The following is a 16,143-nucleotide window of genomic DNA, read 5'->3' on the forward strand; positions in this document are numbered from 1 at the left end:
CTGGTGCAGGCTGCGACAAGGTTCGCAGCACCTTCCAGGGCCCTTGAGAGCGGCCTCTGGCTGCCTTTAGTAGTGATACCACTTGAGTTCGAGCATGACCTCGTTGACCGGAGTCGCCAGTTGGCTGAACTCCCGCTGTGCGCTCAGGCGCAGGCCCAGGTTGCGCGACAGCTCCCACTGCTGGTTGAGGCTCAGGCTGCGGCGTACCTCGCCATTGGTGAAGTAGTCGCCCTTGGCCTCAAGGCTGAAGTTGCCCAGCGGGTTTTTCCACAGCAGCCCGGAGTTGAAGCCCGCTGCCGGGGCGATGAAACCAGCAAAGTCGGCGTTGTGCTCGACTCGCACCGTGCCCAGGACAAAGCCCAGGGTGTCCTCGCCCAACTGCCAGGTGCCGCCGGCCCCGCCGTTGACGTGGCTGACCAGGGTCTCGTCGTCGTGTTTGCCCGGTACTCGCTCCAGGCCGCCGGTGACCTGCCAGGACCAGGGTTGCAGTAGGTCGTTGCGTGGGGTCAGGGAACGGATGGTCGCCAGGTCCAACTGTTGCAACTGCCAGTGGTTGCCTTCGTACTGGCGCAGCTTCATCTGCAGGATCTCGATCTGCGCCCCCAGGGGGAAGCCTTCGGCGTTGTCGTTGAGGTCGTGATAGGCCATGCGCAGGCCGTACTCGGCGAAGGCCTTGTCGTCCCGGGTGCCGACTCCCAGCTGCCAGGTGCGCGACTGGTGGCCGTCTTCCGGCAGGCCGGGGCGCTGGATCTGCAGCTCCGGTGCCGGGTTCTGGTTGATTGCCCGCAGCAGTTCGAAACTGCGTTGCGAGCGCTGCGCATCTCGTTCCAGGCCGTTGGCCCGGTAGCGTTCAAGACGGTAGGCGGCATCCACGATCAAGGCCTGGCGATCCCGGGGCAGAGCCTTCAGCTCAGGGGCCTGCAATTGCTTCTGGTCAGCGCTGACCTTGAGCACCCATTGCTGTTCTTCCGGGTCCAGGGGCTGGGCGCGGCTCAGCAGCTCCCGCTCCCGGGACGGGCGATAGTCGATGCGTTCCACCAGCCCGGCGTCCTTGACTGCCTTGACCGTATCGGTAGGGATCGCCGTCAGCGGGAACTGTTCGGTCAGGCGGAGGCTGGGGCGCGCCACTTGCAGCAGTTCCAGCAGCCGGTAGGAGCAGTTTTCATCGAAGAAGAAGTAGTCGAACTTGATCTGCTTGAGTTCCCAGACATGCTCCACCATGCGTTCGGTTTCGGCCTGGGTCAGGTTCAGGCGGTATTCCCACAGGTCGCGGTTTTCCAGGCTGCGGTATTCCGAGAGCTTCTCTTGGTAGGGCACTAGAGCGAACAGCCCCGGATAGCCGCCCATCAGGCCTTTCCAGGCGTAGAGAATGCTGTTGTCCGAGCCCTCGATATAGGCCCCGAAGTTGATTGCGTAGCTGAGCAGCGCGGTGTTGTTGCTCTGTACGTCCGCCTGATCGATGCGCAGGAGGGTGTGGCCGAACATCGACGAGGGGCTGTTCAGGTAGGCCGCGGGAAAGATCATCACCGTGCTGTGGGGCGAGACATCCTTGAACCATTGCTTGAACTCGGCGCACTCCACCGCAGGCAAGTCATTCAGGCCCAGTTGCGCCTTGAGCCAGCGGGTGCGGGACGGGTAGACGCACTGGGCATGCTGGTCACCCGCATCGGCGGGGGCGTAGAGGGCGTTAAGGGTCGCGGCCAGCTCAGCGTCGGGATGATGGGCACCGTCGGCAGCGAGGAAGAATTTCGGGTCGCTGACATAACTGCGCCAGCCGCCGAGCTTGGCAGTTTCGTAGTGACCTATGGATATCCAGAAGGGGTCATTGGCCAGTTGCTGCAAACGTTGAGGGTCGATGTGAGGCGCGGCATACAGCGGGGCGCAGACACAGAGCGCCAGGTAGGCAAGGCGTTTGAGCATGTTGGGCAACTTAAGTCGGAAATACAAAGACCCAAGGTGGGCAAGGTCCGGAAAATAAAACCCGCTCCTCGCGAGGAGCGGGTGGGGCGAGCTTAAGCTGGGGTTGCGTACTTGGCCAGGCGCGCGTCGTTTTTCAACACGGCCAGGGTATTGGTGTGCACATCTTCCGCGGTCACGTCAGCCTTGCTGAAGATCTGTTGGAAGTGCTCGTGGGTAACCGCGGCAAAGTGCGCGCGATCCTCAGGGGCTACACCGAGTACCACGGCGTAGGTGGTCAGGGCTTCGCCTTGACCCTTGGCCATGTCCTCGGAGAGCTCGTTCATCATGCCGTTCATGGCGAACCAGGACTTGCCGCCATAGGTCAGCGAGGCATTGGTCGAGCAGCCGTTGGTACCGGAGGTCATGCCGAAAGTGGCGTTGCCTGAGGTGCCGTTGGTGGTGGATGCGAGGAAGTGCGCCGGAGTGCCGCGCTGGCCTTCGAACAGCATGTTGCCCCAGCCGCAATCCGGGCCGCCTGGCGCCTGGGCCATGGCGTTGAGGGATACAGCGGTGAAAAGAGTACCGAGAAGAATCCGTTTCATAGCGTTGTTCTCTTTGTGTGCATACCAATGGACAGGGAGACTGGCCCGTGTGGGCGCCAGTGGGCCGGTTATCTATCCAGCCGCGCAGTTTGGAGTTTAGGCAGGTTCCTCAGGTTCCGTAACTATTTACAAAACAATACCTGAAACAGCTGGTTTTACTTGGTGCGGGTCGTGGCCTGCGGCTTGTCTATGCTTTCCCCTGAGGCGCGCCTTGCCAGCCGGGCATACCCGGCGCCAGAATGCCGCCATCTGCCCCGCCTGATGTAAGGAAGCCCGATGCCTGATCCTGTTGCTGCCAGCCTGCGTCTTGCGCCTGAAGCGCTGACCCGTCCTTTCTCTGCTGAACAGTTCAGCTTCTCCACCACCAATGATCTGGAGCCCTTCCGCGGTGTGCTAGGCCAGGAACGTGCGGTCGAAGCCTTGCAGTTTGGCGTGGCCATGCCGCGCCCCGGCTACAACGTCTTTGTCATGGGCGAGCCGGGCACCGGCCGCTTCTCTTTCGTCAAACGCTATCTGAAGGCCGAAGGCAAGCGCCTGCAGACCCCGTCGGACTGGGTCTATGTCAACAACTTCGACGAGCCCCGGGAACCCCGGGCACTGGAGCTGCCAGCGGGGGCCGCGGGCAGTTTCATCAGCGACATCAACGGCCTGATCGATAACCTGCTGGCCACCTTTCCGGCGGTCTTCGAGCACCCTTCGTACCAGCAGAAGAAGAGCGCCATCGATCGCGCCTTCAACCAGCGCTATGACCGTGCCCTGGATGTGATCGAGCGCCTGGCCCTGGAAAAGGACGTGGCGCTGTACCGCGACAGCAGCAACATCGCCTTTACCCCGATGTTCGAAGGCAAGGCCTTGGACGAGGCTGAGTTCGCCCAGTTGCCCGAGGCCGATCGCGAACGCTTCCACGAGGACATTTCCGCCCTGGAGGAGCGCCTCAACGAAGAACTGGCGAGCCTGCCGCAATGGAAGCGCGAGTCGAGCAACCAGTTGCGCCAGCTCAATGAAGAAACCATCACCCTGGCCCTGCAACCCTTGCTCGCGCCGCTGTCCGAGAAGTACGCGGAAAACGCCGCGGTCTGCGGTTACCTGCAGGCCATGCAGGTCTATCTGTTGAAGACCGTGGTCGAACAACTGGTGGACGACAGCAAGACCGACGCCGTGGCGCGCAAGCTGCTGGAAGAACAGTACTGCCCGAGCCTGGTGGTCGGTCACCCGGCCAGCGGTGGTGCCCCGGTGGTATTCGAGCCCCATCCGACCTACGACAACCTGTTCGGGCGCATCGAGTACAGCACCGACCAGGGGGCGCTCTACACCACCTACCGGCAGTTGCGCCCTGGCGCCTTGCACCGGGCCAATGGCGGTTTCCTGATTCTGGAAGCCGAGAAGATGCTCAGCGAACCCTTTGTCTGGGACGCGCTCAAGCGCGCCCTGCAATCGCGCAAGCTGAAGATGGAGTCGCCACTGGGCGAGATGGGCCGCCTGGCCACTGTGACCCTGACGCCGCAGGTGATTCCGCTGCAGGTCAAGGTCATCATCATTGGCGCCCGCCAGTTGTATTACACGCTGCAGGACCTGGATCCGGACTTCCAGGAGATGTTCCGGGTACTGGTGGATTTCGACGAAGACATTCCGATGGTGGACGAAAGCCTGGAGCAGTTCGCCCAGTTGCTGAAAACCCGCACCTCGGAAGAGGGCATGGCGCCACTGACCGCCGACGCCGTGGCGCGGCTGGCCACCTACAGTGCACGCCTGGCGGAGCATCAGGGGCGCTTGTCGGCGCGTATCGGTGATCTGTTCCAACTGGTCAGCGAAGCCGATTTCATCCGGCACCTGGCTTCGGATGAAATGACCGACGCCGGGCATATCGAGCGCGCGCTGAAGGCCAAGGCCACGCGTACCGGGCGGGTGTCGGCGCGGATTCTCGACGACATGCTGGCGGGCATCATCCTCATCGACACCGATGGTGCCGCGGTAGGCAAGTGCAACGGCCTGACGGTGCTGGAGGTCGGGGACTCGGCCTTTGGCGTGCCGGCGCGGATCTCGGCCACGGTCTACCCCGGCGGCAGCGGTATCGTCGACATCGAGCGCGAGGTCAATCTCGGCCAGCCGATCCACTCCAAGGGGGTGATGATCCTCACGGGTTACCTGGGCAGCCGTTACGCCCAGGAGTTCCCCCTGGCGATTTCCGCAAGCATCGCCCTGGAGCAGTCCTATGGCTATGTGGACGGTGACAGTGCTTCGCTGGGCGAGGCCTGCACGCTGATTTCGGCGCTCTCCAAAACCCCGCTCAAGCAGTGCTTCGCCATTACCGGCTCGATCAACCAGTTTGGTGAGGTGCAGGCGGTCGGCGGGGTCAACGAGAAGATCGAGGGCTTCTTCCGTCTTTGCGAGGCCCGTGGCCTGACCGGGGAGCAGGGGGCGATCATTCCCCAGGCCAACGTCGCCACACTGATGCTCGACGAGAAGGTCTTGCAGGCGGTGCGAGCCGGGCAGTTCCATGTGTATGCGGTGCGCCAGGCCGATGAGGCCCTGAGCCTCCTGGTGGGCGAGCCGGCTGGCGAGCCGGATGCCGAAGGGCAGTTCCCCGAGGGCAGCGTCAATGCGCGTGTGGTGGAGCGGCTGCGGGTGATTGCCGAGATGATCAGCGAAGACGACCTGAAGGAGGCCGAGAAGGAACAGGCCCAGGAGGCGTTGGCCGATACCAAGCCGGCGTGATGCTGTTCGATGGCGAGGGGGGTGTTCCCTCGCCATCGGCGCCAGGCCGCTGACGCCAATTTTTCAAAATAGACCATTCGGCGCCTGTTGGATCGGTCAACTTTGTTTATCAGGCTTTTCTTCTATTCTCAGGGCAAGGAGAACGACAGTCGTCGCTGGATCGAAACAGCCTTGCGTTGAAGGCTGAATAGTGGATCTACCGAGGGTCGCCGCCATGTCGCGCAACCTTTGCCTTACTCGCCAATGCCTTGGCCTGGTTACCCGTATCGAATGCATTGTTCGCCCTTTGGCGGGGGACAACGGTATGTGGACCCTTCTCTTTGCCGCCGGAATGGCCGGTGAACAACCCTCGGCGATCAAGTCCCAGGGGCCGTTCTGCGGACCTGTGGTGGCCGAATCGATCCTCGATTCGATCGTTGAAAGCCTGACTACCCACGGTTACCAACTGGCCGACGATCCGCAGATATGGTGCCTGCATCTGCAGGCCCAACTGCGGCAGATCAACGGTGAGCGGGGGCGTCATGCCGGGGATTTCCAGTTCCATCCCGAACATTGATGGCTAGGGTGGTGTCGGCTCGGCTTTGTCGAGTTTGACCTCGAAGCCGTATTCGACGGCATTGAGTTCGCTGCGCTCGTAGCTTTCCAGTTGGCTGGGCTGGCCGTAGAAGTAATGCACGTCGAACAGCGCGGGCCCGTTGTTCGAGGCGCCGTGGCTGACGGCAAGGATCTCCTTCAGGTACTGGCCACTGTCGTCCTTGGCATAGAAGCGCCAGGCATCCCCGGGAAAGAGCTTCTGGTCGACTATCAGGGCATTGCCCTTGAGCTCCAGGCCCTTGGGCAGTTGCTGGGCACTGATGGTCTTTTTCTCGATGTTGGCGAGAAACAGCGGGATAGAGCCGACGGCATAGGCCGGGGTTTCCGGGAACAGGTTCAGATCGTAGGTGATGACGCCACGCATGGGGTCGATTTCAAAGGCCTCGTCCGGCAGTTCGATCGGTTCGCCACGCTGGCCCTTGTCGTCCTGAGTGAAGAAGGTCAGCGGGGTGTCGCCGGCATTGAACTCCGAGCCCAGCAGTTCGTCGTTGAAGGTCCGCGGATGGCTGAACTCAATGCGTGCTGCACTGGCATCTTCCACCGATTGGCTGATGGTCACGGACTTTTTCAATGAATCCTCATCAAGCTCCGCGCCCTTGAGGTAGCTGGCGGCCTGATCGTCATAGACCACCACCGGCATCGGCAGTGGCTGGATGTTCTTGTCGGTGGTGAGCCGATCGAAGCGGTGTACCGGCAGGTCGAGGTCCTTGCGGGTCACGCTGGCCTGAGCGAAGTCGAGTACGGCGACCTCCAGCTTGTCGATCTGGCCGTTGAAATACACCTTGGCGTAATGCTGGGTGTGCTGCTGGTCGAAGGCTTTCTGCTCATCCTCCAGTTGCTTCTCGAAGACCTCGCTCCAGCTCTTCTGCTTCTGCATCTCGGCCAGTTGCTGGCGGTAAAAGGCGACCTGCTGGGCGCTCTCATTGATCGAGCCCGACCGAGAGAGGATTTGCCCGCTGCTGTCCCGAGCCTGCGCCAGCAAGGGGTTGAGGGAGGCGTCGTCGGCTTCCTCAGGCAGGGCGGCGTTATTGCTCAGTTCGATCTCGGCGACATTCTTTTCCAGCGCCAGCAAGGTCAGGCTGATGTTGCCGTCCTGGCGTGGCTTGCCGATGTCGGCCCGGGTCAGTTCGAAGGTCAGGGTGCGGCCGGGAGCTATCACTTCCAGCTTGCCCTGCAGCGAGACCGGCTGCGGCTGGTTCTTGTTGTCCACTTCCAGGCCCTCGATGAAGGGATAGGTCACGGTCAGGTCATCCGGGTTGGTCAGGTTGGAACTGGACGGGCTGAGTTGAATCCCCGGGTCGGTTTCCGACCATTCGGGCTGAAAGGGGATGACCTTCTTGTTGCTCAGGGTGACGGACTGCCACTCCAGGCCATGGGGAAAAGGGAACTGCGCGGGCATGTTGAAGCTGAAGGGGAACACCGGCTGCAGGTCGGTCAGGTAGTCCGAGCTGGAGGGCTTGCGCAGCACGAACAGGCCGTTGACGTAGGTGTCCACCAGCGCCTGGGCCGTGGGGTAGTGCTTGAGCAGGGCCAGGCTGTCGTCACCGTATTCGGTTTCGATCGGCTTGCTGTCGAGCTTGATCTGCGCACGCTCGAGCAGCAGCAGTGAGCCGCCGAGGTCGGCGATGGCGTCCTTGAGCTTGGGGTCCTGGATGGCGTCCAGGGATTTTTCAAACTGTGCGGTCCTCTCTTCGAGGCTGGCCTGCTTCTTTTCGTCGCTGGGTGAACAGCCGCCGCTGATCAGCAGCGCCAGACCAAGGCCGAAGCTGGCCAAAGGCAATCGCAAATCCATTTTCCAGTCTTCCTGTCCAGTGTCGGTGGGCGGTGGCAATGGCTTCGACACTAGCAGAAAAAACGTTCGGACAAACCCGTGGGTCAGGGGATTGTCTGTGGTTTATGGGCTTTTGGCGCGCTGATATACTCGCCGCCGTTTTTACACCGGGTACGAGATTCAATGGAACGTTTTATCGAAAATGCAATGTATGCCTCACGCTGGCTGCTGGCGCCGATCTACTTCGGACTGTCCCTGGGCCTGCTGGCACTGGCATTGAAGTTTTTCCAGGAAGTCTTCCACGTTATTCCCAATGTGTTCTCCATGGCCGAGTCCGACCTGATCCTGGTGCTGCTGTCGCTGATCGACATGGCGCTGGTGGGTGGCCTGCTGGTGATGGTGATGATTTCCGGCTACGAAAATTTCGTGTCGCAGCTGGACATCGATGAGGACAAGGAAAAGCTCAGCTGGCTGGGCAAGATGGATTCTTCGTCGCTGAAGATGAAAGTGGCGGCGTCCATCGTCGCGATCTCCTCGATCCACCTGCTGCGGGTGTTCATGGACGCCAAGAACACCCCCACCGAGTACCTGCTGTGGTACGTGGTGATCCACATGACCTTCGTGATCTCGGCATTTGCCATGGGGTACCTGGACAAGCTGACCAAGCACTGACCGCCCCCTGCCCACCGGACACTTGCCGCCCGGCCGTTGCGAAACGGACGGGCGGCGTTGTTTGTGGCTTGTGCTTTTTCCGGGCGGGGCATATGCCTGTAGGGGTCATGGCTTTCAATTGCACGAGGTGCGCTCATGAACCTGCAGGAAATGAATGCCTACGCCATTGCCGGAAAAGTCGATGAGTTGAACCTGATTTCGCTGGAAGGCGGAATCTACCTGCTTGAGGCGCGCATGCACGGGGCTGCATACCCGTTGAGCGATGCCCATGGGCAGATGTTTCATCTGCGTTCGGTGGAGCATGCCCGTGAAGTGCTGCAGTCGTTTCCCAAGCTGCCGTTCAACCTGATCCACACCTCGGTGCATGACGAGATGTGCGGGTTGTCTGCCAGCGCCGAGGAAAGCCTCAAGGTGCCAATCACCCTGCACTCCGGCTGGTAGCGCCGGGGTTGCGCTGATTGTCGCCGGACTTCTGTGCTAGTCTGCTCGCCCTTTTGGTTCCGGGCGCTCCGGAAGGTGCTGTGTTTCCACGGCCTTTCCCGAGCCGTCCGCACAGCGGAGCAGTGTCATGTCCGAAGTAAATCTGTCCACCGACGAAACCCGCGTCAGCTACGGCATCGGCCGTCAGCTGGGCGACCAACTGCGTGACAACCCGCCCCCGGGCGTGAGCCTAGATGCAATCCTGGCCGGTCTGACCGACGCTTTCGCCGGTAAGCCGAGCCGTGTGGGTCAGGAAGAAATGTCTGCCAGCTTCAAAGTCATCCGCGAAATCATGCAGGCTGAAGCCGCTGCCAAGGCCGAAGCGGCTGCCGGTGCCGGTCTGGCATTCCTGGCGGAAAACGCCAAGCGTGAAGGCATCACCACCCTGGCTTCCGGCCTGCAGTTCGAAGTGCTGACCCAGGGCGAAGGCGCCAAGCCATCCCGTGAAGACAGCGTTCGCACTCACTACCACGGCACCCTGATCGACGGCACTGTGTTCGACAGCTCCTACGAGCGCGGCCAGCCTGCCGAATTCCCGGTTGGCGGCGTGATCGCTGGCTGGACCGAAGCGCTGCAACTGATGAACGCCGGTAGCAAATGGCGCCTGTACGTGCCGAGCGAACTGGCTTACGGCGCACAAGGCGTGGGCAGCATCCCGCCGCACAGCGTCCTGGTGTTCGACGTCGAGCTGCTGGACGTTCTGTAACCCCTGTAGGAGCCAGCTTGCTGGCGATGAAGGCTGCGCACTCGCGGTCTGCTCATCGCCGGCAAGCTTGCCCCTTGATCGGCTTAGGTTTCATAGACGGATTTTTGCGCCCAGGCTTTGACCATCGGTGCCGGTCGGCCGCAAGGCTCTGGCGTAGCAGAACAAAAACAGGTTGCGCACCAATTCCTTGAGTACCAGCGGTTCGCTGGAGCTCAGGCCGTTCAGGTCCAGATCTCCCTGGTCCTGCAGCTCGTTCAGGGCTTCCTCTTCCAGTACCGCACAGACTTCCCCGGTTTCCCGATGCAGGATTCGCAGGTAAGGGTGTGGGCGGTCCAGCCAGGCATCAATCAAATAAGTCATGGTCGTCATCTCCTTGAATGGGGTTCAATGAGAATAATTCTTATTCAATGAATAGCAAGTGCCTATTGGCGGTTTCTGCTTTTTTCTGTGCAGAAATTGTTTTCGATCAAATCGACTGGCTTTCTGCTAGTAAGGTTGCGGGATGACCGAGTGGGGAGGGGCGTAGGGGGGGACCCTCTCGCGGCGGGCGCGAGAGGGGGGGATTCAGACCTTGCGGACGAACTCGGACTTGAGTTTCATCGGGCCGATACCGTCGATCTTGCAGTCGATGTCATGGTCGCCATCGCACAGGCGGATGTTCTTGACCTTGGTGCCGACCTTGACCACCAGCGAGGTGCCCTTGACCTTGAGGTCCTTGATCACGGTAATGGTGTCGCCGTCTTGCAGCACGTTGCCCACCGAATCTTTCTTCACGGCTTCATCGGATACGGCTTCGGCTTCACCGCTGGCGGACCACTCGTGGGCGCACTCAGGGCAGATCAGCTGGGTGCCGTCCTCGTAGGTGTATTCGGAATTGCATTTTGGGCAGGGTGGCAAAGTGCTCACTTAAGCTCCTCAAAGTCAGGATGGCTAAAAAGCGCACATTGTATAGGGTTTTGTGGGCGAGAGGGGATGAAGGGCAACGAGCCGGCTCCTGTGATGAGCAGGAGCCGGGCTGTTTAGTGGGTGCGGGCGACGGCGAATTCGCTCAGTTCCACCAGGGCATCGCGGTACTCGCTCGGTGGCAGGGCTTCCAGGCAAGTGATGGCGCGCGCAACGTAATCGCGGGCCAGTTGTGCGGTGTAGTCCAGGGAACCCGAGGCCTCGACGGCGGCACGGATGCTTTCCAGATCTTCGATGCCGCCTTTCTGGATCGCCTGGCGAACCAGGGCTGCCTGCTCCGGTGTGCCTTCGCGCATGGTGTAGATCAGCGGCAGCGTCGGCTTGCCTTCTGCCAGATCGTCACCGACGTTCTTGCCCAGGGTCTCGGCATCGCCGCGGTAGTCCAGCAGGTCGTCCACCAGTTGGAAGGCCACGCCCAGATGGTCGCCAAAGGTGCGCAGGGCCTCGGCCTGTTCCTCGGTGGCGCCGGCCAGTGCGGCGGCGCTGTGGGTCGAGGCTTCGAAGAGCATCGCGGTCTTGCCGCGGATGACTTCCATGTAGGTTTCTTCGGTGGTGCTGGCGTCACGCACCTTGGAGAGCTGCAGGACTTCGCCTTCAGCGATGATCCGGGTGGCCTGGGACAGGATGCGCATGACCGGCATCGAGCCGAGCTCGACCATCATTTCGAACGAGCGCGAGTACAGGAAGTCGCCCACCAGTACGCTGGGAGCGTTGCCCCACATGGCGTTGGCGGTTGAGCGGCCACGGCGCATGCCGGACATGTCGACCACGTCGTCATGCAGCAGAGTGGCGGTGTGCAGGAATTCGATGGTGGCGGCCAGCAGGCGCAGGTCGTCGCCTTCGCGGCCCAGGGCCTTGCCGCACAGCAGCACCAATAAAGGACGCAGGCGCTTGCCTCCGGCCGAGGTGATGTAATCGCCGATTTTGGAAACCAGCGGAACTCGGGAGGTCAGCTGTTTCTTGATGATGCCGTCGACGGCGCTAAAATCGTCCGCCACCGCGCGGTAGAAAGCTTGGGGTTGCATCAGCGACAGGTGCTCCAGAAGGGTTGCGCGGCATGCTAGGACCCACGTCCGCGGGTGTCAAGGCGCGGTCCCGCACGGCTAAAGCCCCGACGGGCTGTAATTTGTCAGGGCAAAACACTGGGGTATAGTCGCGTGCTGCCATTAAACCCTGGTTTCAGGGGGTTAGGTCCCCGGCGCCAGGGCTGGCAGCGTTGTCCGACGTGGCCTGAACGGCACTTGCAAGGCCATTGAGCCTTGCGTACAATCGCGCACCCTGAACTTCCTGGGCAGCACCTGCCTTACGCAATTGCACTTGGGCCGTTCCAGCCCCATGCAGCCATGCCAGCCAATACCTCTTCTTATAAAGAGCTGGGTGAGCAGGATTATCGGAGAAATACCATGTACGCAGTAATCGTTACCGGCGGTAAGCAATACAAGGTCGCTGAAGGTGAATACCTGAAGATCGAAAAACTGGAAGTCGCTACTGGCGAATCCGTGACTTTTGACCGCGTTCTGTTGGTCGCCAACGGCGACGACGTGAACATCGGCGCACCTGTTGTTGCTGGCGCAACCGTCAAGGCTGAAGTGATCTCCCAAGGTCGTCACGATAAAGTCCGCATCATCAAGTTCCGTCGCCGTAAGCACCACATGAAGCGTATGGGCCACCGCCAGTGGTTCACCGAGATCAAAATCACCGGTATTCAGGCTTAATTTCAGCCTAATTCCTCACTAGGAGAATTGAACTCATGGCACACAAAAAAGCTGGTGGTAGTACCCGTAACGGTCGCGACTCAGAAGCCAAACGCCTTGGCGTGAAGATGTATGGCGGCCAGGTCATCAAGGCCGGCAACATCATCGTGCGTCAGCGCGGCACCCAATTCCACGCTGGCTACGGCGTTGGCATGGGTAAAGATCACACCCTGTTTGCGAAAATCGAAGGCGTGATCAAGTTTGAAGTAAAAGGCGCCTTCGGTCGTCGTTACGTGAGCGTCGTCGCAGCTTAATTGCGCGATCGCTGGAAAAGCCCTGTCTCGCGACGGGGCTTTTTCGTTTGTGGGATGAGTCTCTTGCAAAACTGTTTGTACGAGCTGCCAGCGTTGGATGTTTCGGTCGTTGATTGAGGTCGCTGCGCTCATTTTTGCAAGAGTCTTATGTCTTAGTGCTTTTCAGCTCGCCCGTGTGGCGAGAGGCGTTTGAACATGAAGTTTGTTGATGAAGTATCGATTCGAGTAAAGGCTGGCGACGGCGGCAATGGTTGCATGAGTTTCCGTCGGGAAAAGTTCATCGAGAACGGTGGTCCCAACGGTGGTGATGGTGGTGATGGCGGCTCGATCTACATGGTCGCCGACGAAAACCTCAATACCCTGGTGGACTACCGCTACACCCGGCACTTCGATGCCGAGCGCGGCTCCAACGGCGGCAGTACCGACTGTACCGGCAAGAAGGGTGAGGATCTGGAGCTGCGGGTTCCGGTCGGTACCACGATCATTGATGCGGGCACTCAGGAAGTCATTGGCGACCTGACCAAGGCTGGCCAGCGGTTGATGGTGGTGCAGGGCGGCTGGCACGGTTTGGGCAACACCCGTTTCAAGTCCAGTACCAACCGTGCGCCGCGCCAGACCACTCCGGGCAAGCCGGGTGAGCAGCGTGATCTCAAGCTGGAGCTGAAGGTGTTGGCGGACGTGGGTCTGCTGGGCTTGCCGAATGCGGGCAAAAGTACCTTTATCCGCTCGGTGTCCGCGGCCAAGCCGAAGGTGGCCGATTACCCGTTCACCACTCTGGTGCCGAACCTGGGTGTGGTCAGCGTCGATCGCTGGAAGAGCTTCGTGATCGCCGACATTCCGGGTCTGATCGAGGGTGCTTCCGATGGTGCCGGCCTGGGGATTCGCTTCCTCAAGCACCTGGCGCGTACGCGCATCCTGCTGCACCTGGTGGACATGGCGCCGCTGGATGAAAGCAGCCCGGCGGATGCGGCAGAGGTGATTGTCAATGAGTTGATGAAGTTCAGCCCGTCCCTGGCCGAGCGCGAGCGCTGGCTGGTGCTGAACAAGTCTGATCAGATCCTCGAGGAAGAGCGCGAGGAGCGGGTCAAGGAAATCGTTGATCGCCTGGAGTGGACGGGGCCGGTATACGTGATCTCGGCCATCTCCAAGGATGGTACCGAGCGCTTGAGCCGCGACATCATGCGTTACCTGGAGGATCGTGCCGATCGCCTGGCAGCCGACCCTGCCTATGCCGACGAGCTGGCTGAGCTGGATCAGCGCATCGAAGACGAGGCGCGTGCCCAGTTGCAAGCCCTCGACGATCAGCGTGCTCTGCGCCGCAGTGGCGTGAAGAGCGTCCATGACATCGGTGACGATGACTGGGATGAAGAAGACGTTGACGATGAAGATGGTCCGGAAATCATTTACGTCCGCGACTGATTCGGCAGAAGCGGGCTTGCCCCGCGAAGACGGTTTATCTGGCAGGGTGCGGTGTTATCATCGCTGCCAAGCCAGCTTCCAAGGCGCCGCTCATTTGAGCGGCGTTTTGGTGTCTGCAGGATACAAATACGAATAACCCCATGAGTGGCGCTCGGTCGCGTCGCTCGCTGGCAAAGGTTGAATAAGATGCGGAGCAAGGTGACAGGTGCGCAGCGCTGGGTCGTTAAGATCGGCAGTGCGCTGCTGACGGCGGACGGCAAGGGGCTGGATCGCACGGCAATGGGTGTGTGGGTGGAGCAGATGGTGGCCTTGCATGAGGCCGGCGTCGAGCTGGTACTGGTTTCCTCCGGTGCTGTAGCGGCCGGCATGAGTCGCCTGGGCTGGACCGCACGACCGAGTGCGATGCATGAGTTGCAGGCCGCTGCGGCCATCGGCCAGATGGGGCTGGTGCAGGCCTGGGAGTCGAGCTTTGCCGAGCATGGCCGGCATACTGCACAGATTCTCCTGACCCATGACGACCTCTCCGATCGCAAGCGCTACCTCAATGCTCGCAGTACCTTGCGTGCCCTGGTGGAGCTCAAGGTGATCCCGGTGATCAACGAGAACGACACCGTGGTGACCGACGAGATCCGCTTTGGCGACAACGATACTCTGGCGGCGCTGGTGGCCAACCTGGTTGAGGCTGATCTGCTGGTGATTCTTACCGACCGTGACGGCATGTTCGATGCCGACCCGCGTAACAATCCTGATGCCCAGCTGATCTATGAGGCGCGGGCCGACGACCCGGCGCTGGATGCGGTGGCCGGTGGTACGGGCGGTGCGCTGGGGCGTGGCGGCATGCAGACCAAGTTGCGTGCGGCGCGGCTGGCTGCGCGTTCCGGGGCGCATACAATCATCGTTGGTGGGCGTCTGGATCGCGTGCTGGACCGCCTCAAGGCTGGCGAGCGCATCGGCACCTTGCTGTCGCCGGAGCGCGGCATGCTGGCGGCGCGCAAGCAGTGGCTGGCCGGGCATCTGCAGACCCGCGGCACCCTGGTGCTGGATGAGGGGGCGGTGTCGGCTCTGTCCCAGGGTAACAAGAGCCTGTTGCCGGTGGGGGTCAAGCAGGTCCAGGGTGGTTTCCGGCGTGGTGAGATGGTGGTGTGCGTAGCGCCGGATGGTCGTGAAATTGCTCGTGGCCTGGCCAACTACAGTGCGCTTGAGGCGCAGAAGATCATTGGTCAGCCGTCCGACGCTATTGTCGGTGTCCTGGGGTATATGGCGGAGCCTGAACTGGTACACCGCGATAACCTGATTCTGGTGTAAGTGGCGTAAGGAAAAGCGTATGCGCGTAGCAAAAGGATTGTTGGGCTTGCTCTTGGCGATGCCGTTCATGGCTTCGGCCGAGGAGATTGGCCAGGTGTCCACGGTGTTCAAGTTTGTCGGGCCGAATGACCGGATCGTGGTCGAGGCGTTCGATGATCCCAAGGTCGATGGGGTGACGTGCTATCTGTCGCGAGCCAAGACGGGTGGGCTCAAGGGTGGCCTGGGCCTGGCGGAAGATCGTGCGGAAGCCTCCATTGCCTGTCGTCAGGTGGGGCCTATTGCGTTCAAGGGTGAGCTCAAGGATGGCGACGAGGTATTCAAGGAGCGCACCTCGCTGGTATTCAAGACCATGCAGGTGGTGCGTTTCCTGGATAAGAAGCGCAATACCCTGGTGTACCTGGTCTACAGCGATCGCCTGATCGAGGGCAGTCCGCAGAATGCGGTGACGGCTATCCCGATCCTGCCCTGGCCGCACCCGTAACGGAGTTTCTCCTGGCATGCTGGCCCTCTGTTGAAGGCGGGGCTGGTTTGCCGGGTGGGTAAATCGTGGGCAATAAAAAACCGACCCTTGGGTCGGTTTTTTAACAAGCGTGTCGCTTAGGCTGCAGCAGCAAGGTTCAGAGCCTTGATGTGGCCATTCAGACGACCTTTATGGCGAGCAGCCTTGTTCTTGTGGATGATGCCTTTATCGGCCATGCGGTCGATAACTGGCACAGCCAGAACATAAGCAGCTTGCGCTTTTTCAGCGTCTTTTGCGTCGATGGCTTTAACTACATTCTTGATGTAGGTACGAACCATGGAACGCAGGCTGGCGTTGTGGCTGCGACGCTTCTCAGCCTGTTTTGCACGTTTTTTGGCGGAAGGTGAGTTGGCCACCGTCGAGCTCCTCGAAAGACTTTTTGGGAAATAGCAAACAAAATAGGCCGCGAATCATGCCGATGAGTTGAAGTCTTGTCAAGGGCGGGTGATGCGTTCCGCTGAGTGGTCGATCTGAAGAGGCGGGATATTT

Annotated in this window: 17 protein-coding genes; 10 read left to right on the plus strand and 7 right to left on the minus strand. The window is 60.7% G+C overall.

Translation table 11 applies throughout. The annotated features are described in order from the left end of the window. Positions 1-66: 66 nt before the first annotated feature. Positions 67-1,920, minus strand: a complete 1,854-nt coding sequence (locus BM382_RS30155) for an Lnb N-terminal periplasmic domain-containing protein (RefSeq protein WP_026020072.1) — start codon at positions 1,918-1,920, stop codon at positions 67-69. Positions 1,921-2,012: 92 nt separating this feature from the next. Further along, on the minus strand, positions 2,013-2,501 hold the full coding sequence (locus tag BM382_RS30160) for a DUF3015 domain-containing protein (RefSeq protein WP_011063564.1): 489 nt from the start codon (positions 2,499-2,501) through the stop codon (positions 2,013-2,015). A gap of 276 nt (positions 2,502-2,777) precedes the next feature. Here BM382_RS30160 and BM382_RS30165 point away from each other — a divergent pair, with 276 nt between their 5' ends. After that, a complete protein-coding gene (locus BM382_RS30165; protein WP_015637098.1) occupies positions 2,778-5,216 on the plus strand; it encodes a Lon protease family protein in 2,439 nt (812 codons plus the stop codon). Between the two features lie 214 nt (positions 5,217-5,430). Beyond that, positions 5,431-5,772 carry a PA4575 family protein gene (locus BM382_RS30170; RefSeq protein ID WP_015637097.1) on the plus strand — a complete coding sequence of 114 codons (342 nt, stop codon included), beginning with the start codon at positions 5,431-5,433 and terminating at the stop codon, positions 5,770-5,772. Between the two features lie 3 nt (positions 5,773-5,775). Here BM382_RS30170 and BM382_RS30175 read toward each other — a convergent pair whose 3' ends face one another. Next, positions 5,776-7,602, minus strand: coding sequence for a hypothetical protein (locus tag BM382_RS30175; protein ID WP_019093993.1), 1,827 nt, complete (start codon positions 7,600-7,602; stop codon positions 5,776-5,778). Between the two features lie 162 nt (positions 7,603-7,764). Here BM382_RS30175 and BM382_RS30180 point away from each other — a divergent pair, with 162 nt between their 5' ends. The 3 genes from BM382_RS30180 (at position 7,765) to BM382_RS30190 (ending at position 9,439) form a co-directional block, all read left to right on the plus strand. After that, on the plus strand, positions 7,765-8,253 hold the full coding sequence (locus tag BM382_RS30180; protein WP_015637095.1) for a TIGR00645 family protein: 489 nt from the start codon (positions 7,765-7,767) through the stop codon (positions 8,251-8,253). Between the two features lie 135 nt (positions 8,254-8,388). Continuing rightward, positions 8,389-8,694, plus strand: a complete 306-nt coding sequence (locus BM382_RS30185) for a DUF6482 family protein (protein ID WP_011063559.1) — start codon at positions 8,389-8,391, stop codon at positions 8,692-8,694. Positions 8,695-8,821: 127 nt separating this feature from the next. Continuing rightward, positions 8,822-9,439, plus strand: coding sequence for a BamJ family beta-barrel-assembly machinery protein (locus BM382_RS30190; RefSeq protein WP_007924751.1), 618 nt, complete (start codon positions 8,822-8,824; stop codon positions 9,437-9,439). Positions 9,440-9,529: 90 nt separating this feature from the next. Here BM382_RS30190 and BM382_RS30195 read toward each other — a convergent pair whose 3' ends face one another. The 3 genes from BM382_RS30195 to BM382_RS30205 form a co-directional block, all read right to left on the minus strand. Then, on the minus strand, positions 9,530-9,799 hold the full coding sequence (locus BM382_RS30195) for a PA4570 family protein (protein WP_011063558.1): 270 nt from the start codon (positions 9,797-9,799) through the stop codon (positions 9,530-9,532). A 204-nt stretch (positions 9,800-10,003) separates the two neighbouring features. After that, complete coding sequence (locus tag BM382_RS30200; RefSeq protein ID WP_011063557.1) at positions 10,004-10,345, minus strand: zinc ribbon domain-containing protein YjdM; 342 nt, start codon at positions 10,343-10,345, stop codon at positions 10,004-10,006. A 113-nt stretch (positions 10,346-10,458) separates the two neighbouring features. Further along, on the minus strand, positions 10,459-11,427 hold the full coding sequence (locus BM382_RS30205; protein WP_011063556.1) for a polyprenyl synthetase family protein: 969 nt from the start codon (positions 11,425-11,427) through the stop codon (positions 10,459-10,461). Between the two features lie 378 nt (positions 11,428-11,805). Here BM382_RS30205 and rplU point away from each other — a divergent pair, with 378 nt between their 5' ends. The 5 genes from rplU to BM382_RS30230 all read left to right on the plus strand — a co-directional run bounded on the left by rplU (position 11,806) and on the right by BM382_RS30230 (position 15,615). Then, on the plus strand, positions 11,806-12,117 hold the full coding sequence (gene rplU / locus BM382_RS30210; protein ID WP_003228361.1) for a 50S ribosomal protein L21: 312 nt from the start codon (positions 11,806-11,808) through the stop codon (positions 12,115-12,117). Between the two features lie 35 nt (positions 12,118-12,152). After that, complete coding sequence (gene rpmA / locus BM382_RS30215; protein ID WP_003228360.1) at positions 12,153-12,410, plus strand: 50S ribosomal protein L27; 258 nt, start codon at positions 12,153-12,155, stop codon at positions 12,408-12,410. Between the two features lie 195 nt (positions 12,411-12,605). Beyond that, the gene (gene cgtA, locus BM382_RS30220) at positions 12,606-13,829 is read left to right on the plus strand and encodes an Obg family GTPase CgtA (protein WP_011063554.1); all 1,224 of its coding nucleotides are present in this window, start codon (positions 12,606-12,608) and stop codon (positions 13,827-13,829) included. Between the two features lie 186 nt (positions 13,830-14,015). Continuing rightward, positions 14,016-15,134: a glutamate 5-kinase gene (proB, locus tag BM382_RS30225; protein ID WP_011063553.1), complete on the plus strand. Its 1,119-nt coding sequence runs from the start codon at positions 14,016-14,018 to the stop codon at positions 15,132-15,134. Positions 15,135-15,153: 19 nt separating this feature from the next. Beyond that, positions 15,154-15,615: a CreA family protein gene (locus BM382_RS30230; RefSeq protein WP_011063552.1), complete on the plus strand. Its 462-nt coding sequence runs from the start codon at positions 15,154-15,156 to the stop codon at positions 15,613-15,615. Between the two features lie 116 nt (positions 15,616-15,731). On the opposite strand, the gene rpsT is transcribed toward BM382_RS30230, so the two are convergent. Next, positions 15,732-16,010 carry a 30S ribosomal protein S20 gene (gene rpsT / locus BM382_RS30235; RefSeq protein WP_007924739.1) on the minus strand — a complete coding sequence of 93 codons (279 nt, stop codon included), beginning with the start codon at positions 16,008-16,010 and terminating at the stop codon, positions 15,732-15,734. Positions 16,011-16,143 lie beyond the last annotated feature (133 nt).

This window comes from Pseudomonas sp. NFPP25 (genome assembly GCF_900116505.1).
GTDB lineage: Bacteria > Pseudomonadota > Gammaproteobacteria > Pseudomonadales > Pseudomonadaceae > Aquipseudomonas > Aquipseudomonas protegens.

What these genes read in the sequence shown, in the direction of transcription:
- BM382_RS30170 (WP_015637097.1), top strand. Translation starts at nt 5,431, where the DNA reads ATGTCGCGCAACCTTTGCCTTACTCGCCAATGCCTTGGCCTGGTTACC.
- BM382_RS30160 (WP_011063564.1), bottom strand. Translation starts at nt 2,501, where the DNA reads ATGAAACGGATTCTTCTCGGTACTCTTTTCACCGCTGTATCCCTCAAC.
- proB (WP_011063553.1), top strand. Translation starts at nt 14,016, where the DNA reads ATGCGGAGCAAGGTGACAGGTGCGCAGCGCTGGGTCGTTAAGATCGGC.
- BM382_RS30190 (WP_007924751.1), top strand. Translation starts at nt 8,822, where the DNA reads ATGTCCGAAGTAAATCTGTCCACCGACGAAACCCGCGTCAGCTACGGC.
- BM382_RS30155 (WP_026020072.1), bottom strand. Translation starts at nt 1,920, where the DNA reads ATGCTCAAACGCCTTGCCTACCTGGCGCTCTGTGTCTGCGCCCCGCTG.
- BM382_RS30195 (WP_011063558.1), bottom strand. Translation starts at nt 9,799, where the DNA reads ATGACTTATTTGATTGATGCCTGGCTGGACCGCCCACACCCTTACCTG.
- BM382_RS30185 (WP_011063559.1), top strand. Translation starts at nt 8,389, where the DNA reads ATGAACCTGCAGGAAATGAATGCCTACGCCATTGCCGGAAAAGTCGAT.
- cgtA (WP_011063554.1), top strand. Translation starts at nt 12,606, where the DNA reads ATGAAGTTTGTTGATGAAGTATCGATTCGAGTAAAGGCTGGCGACGGC.
- BM382_RS30230 (WP_011063552.1), top strand. Translation starts at nt 15,154, where the DNA reads ATGCGCGTAGCAAAAGGATTGTTGGGCTTGCTCTTGGCGATGCCGTTC.
- rplU (WP_003228361.1), top strand. Translation starts at nt 11,806, where the DNA reads ATGTACGCAGTAATCGTTACCGGCGGTAAGCAATACAAGGTCGCTGAA.
- BM382_RS30205 (WP_011063556.1), bottom strand. Translation starts at nt 11,427, where the DNA reads ATGCAACCCCAAGCTTTCTACCGCGCGGTGGCGGACGATTTTAGCGCC.
- BM382_RS30180 (WP_015637095.1), top strand. Translation starts at nt 7,765, where the DNA reads ATGGAACGTTTTATCGAAAATGCAATGTATGCCTCACGCTGGCTGCTG.
- rpmA (WP_003228360.1), top strand. Translation starts at nt 12,153, where the DNA reads ATGGCACACAAAAAAGCTGGTGGTAGTACCCGTAACGGTCGCGACTCA.
- BM382_RS30175 (WP_019093993.1), bottom strand. Translation starts at nt 7,602, where the DNA reads ATGGATTTGCGATTGCCTTTGGCCAGCTTCGGCCTTGGTCTGGCGCTG.
- BM382_RS30165 (WP_015637098.1), top strand. Translation starts at nt 2,778, where the DNA reads ATGCCTGATCCTGTTGCTGCCAGCCTGCGTCTTGCGCCTGAAGCGCTG.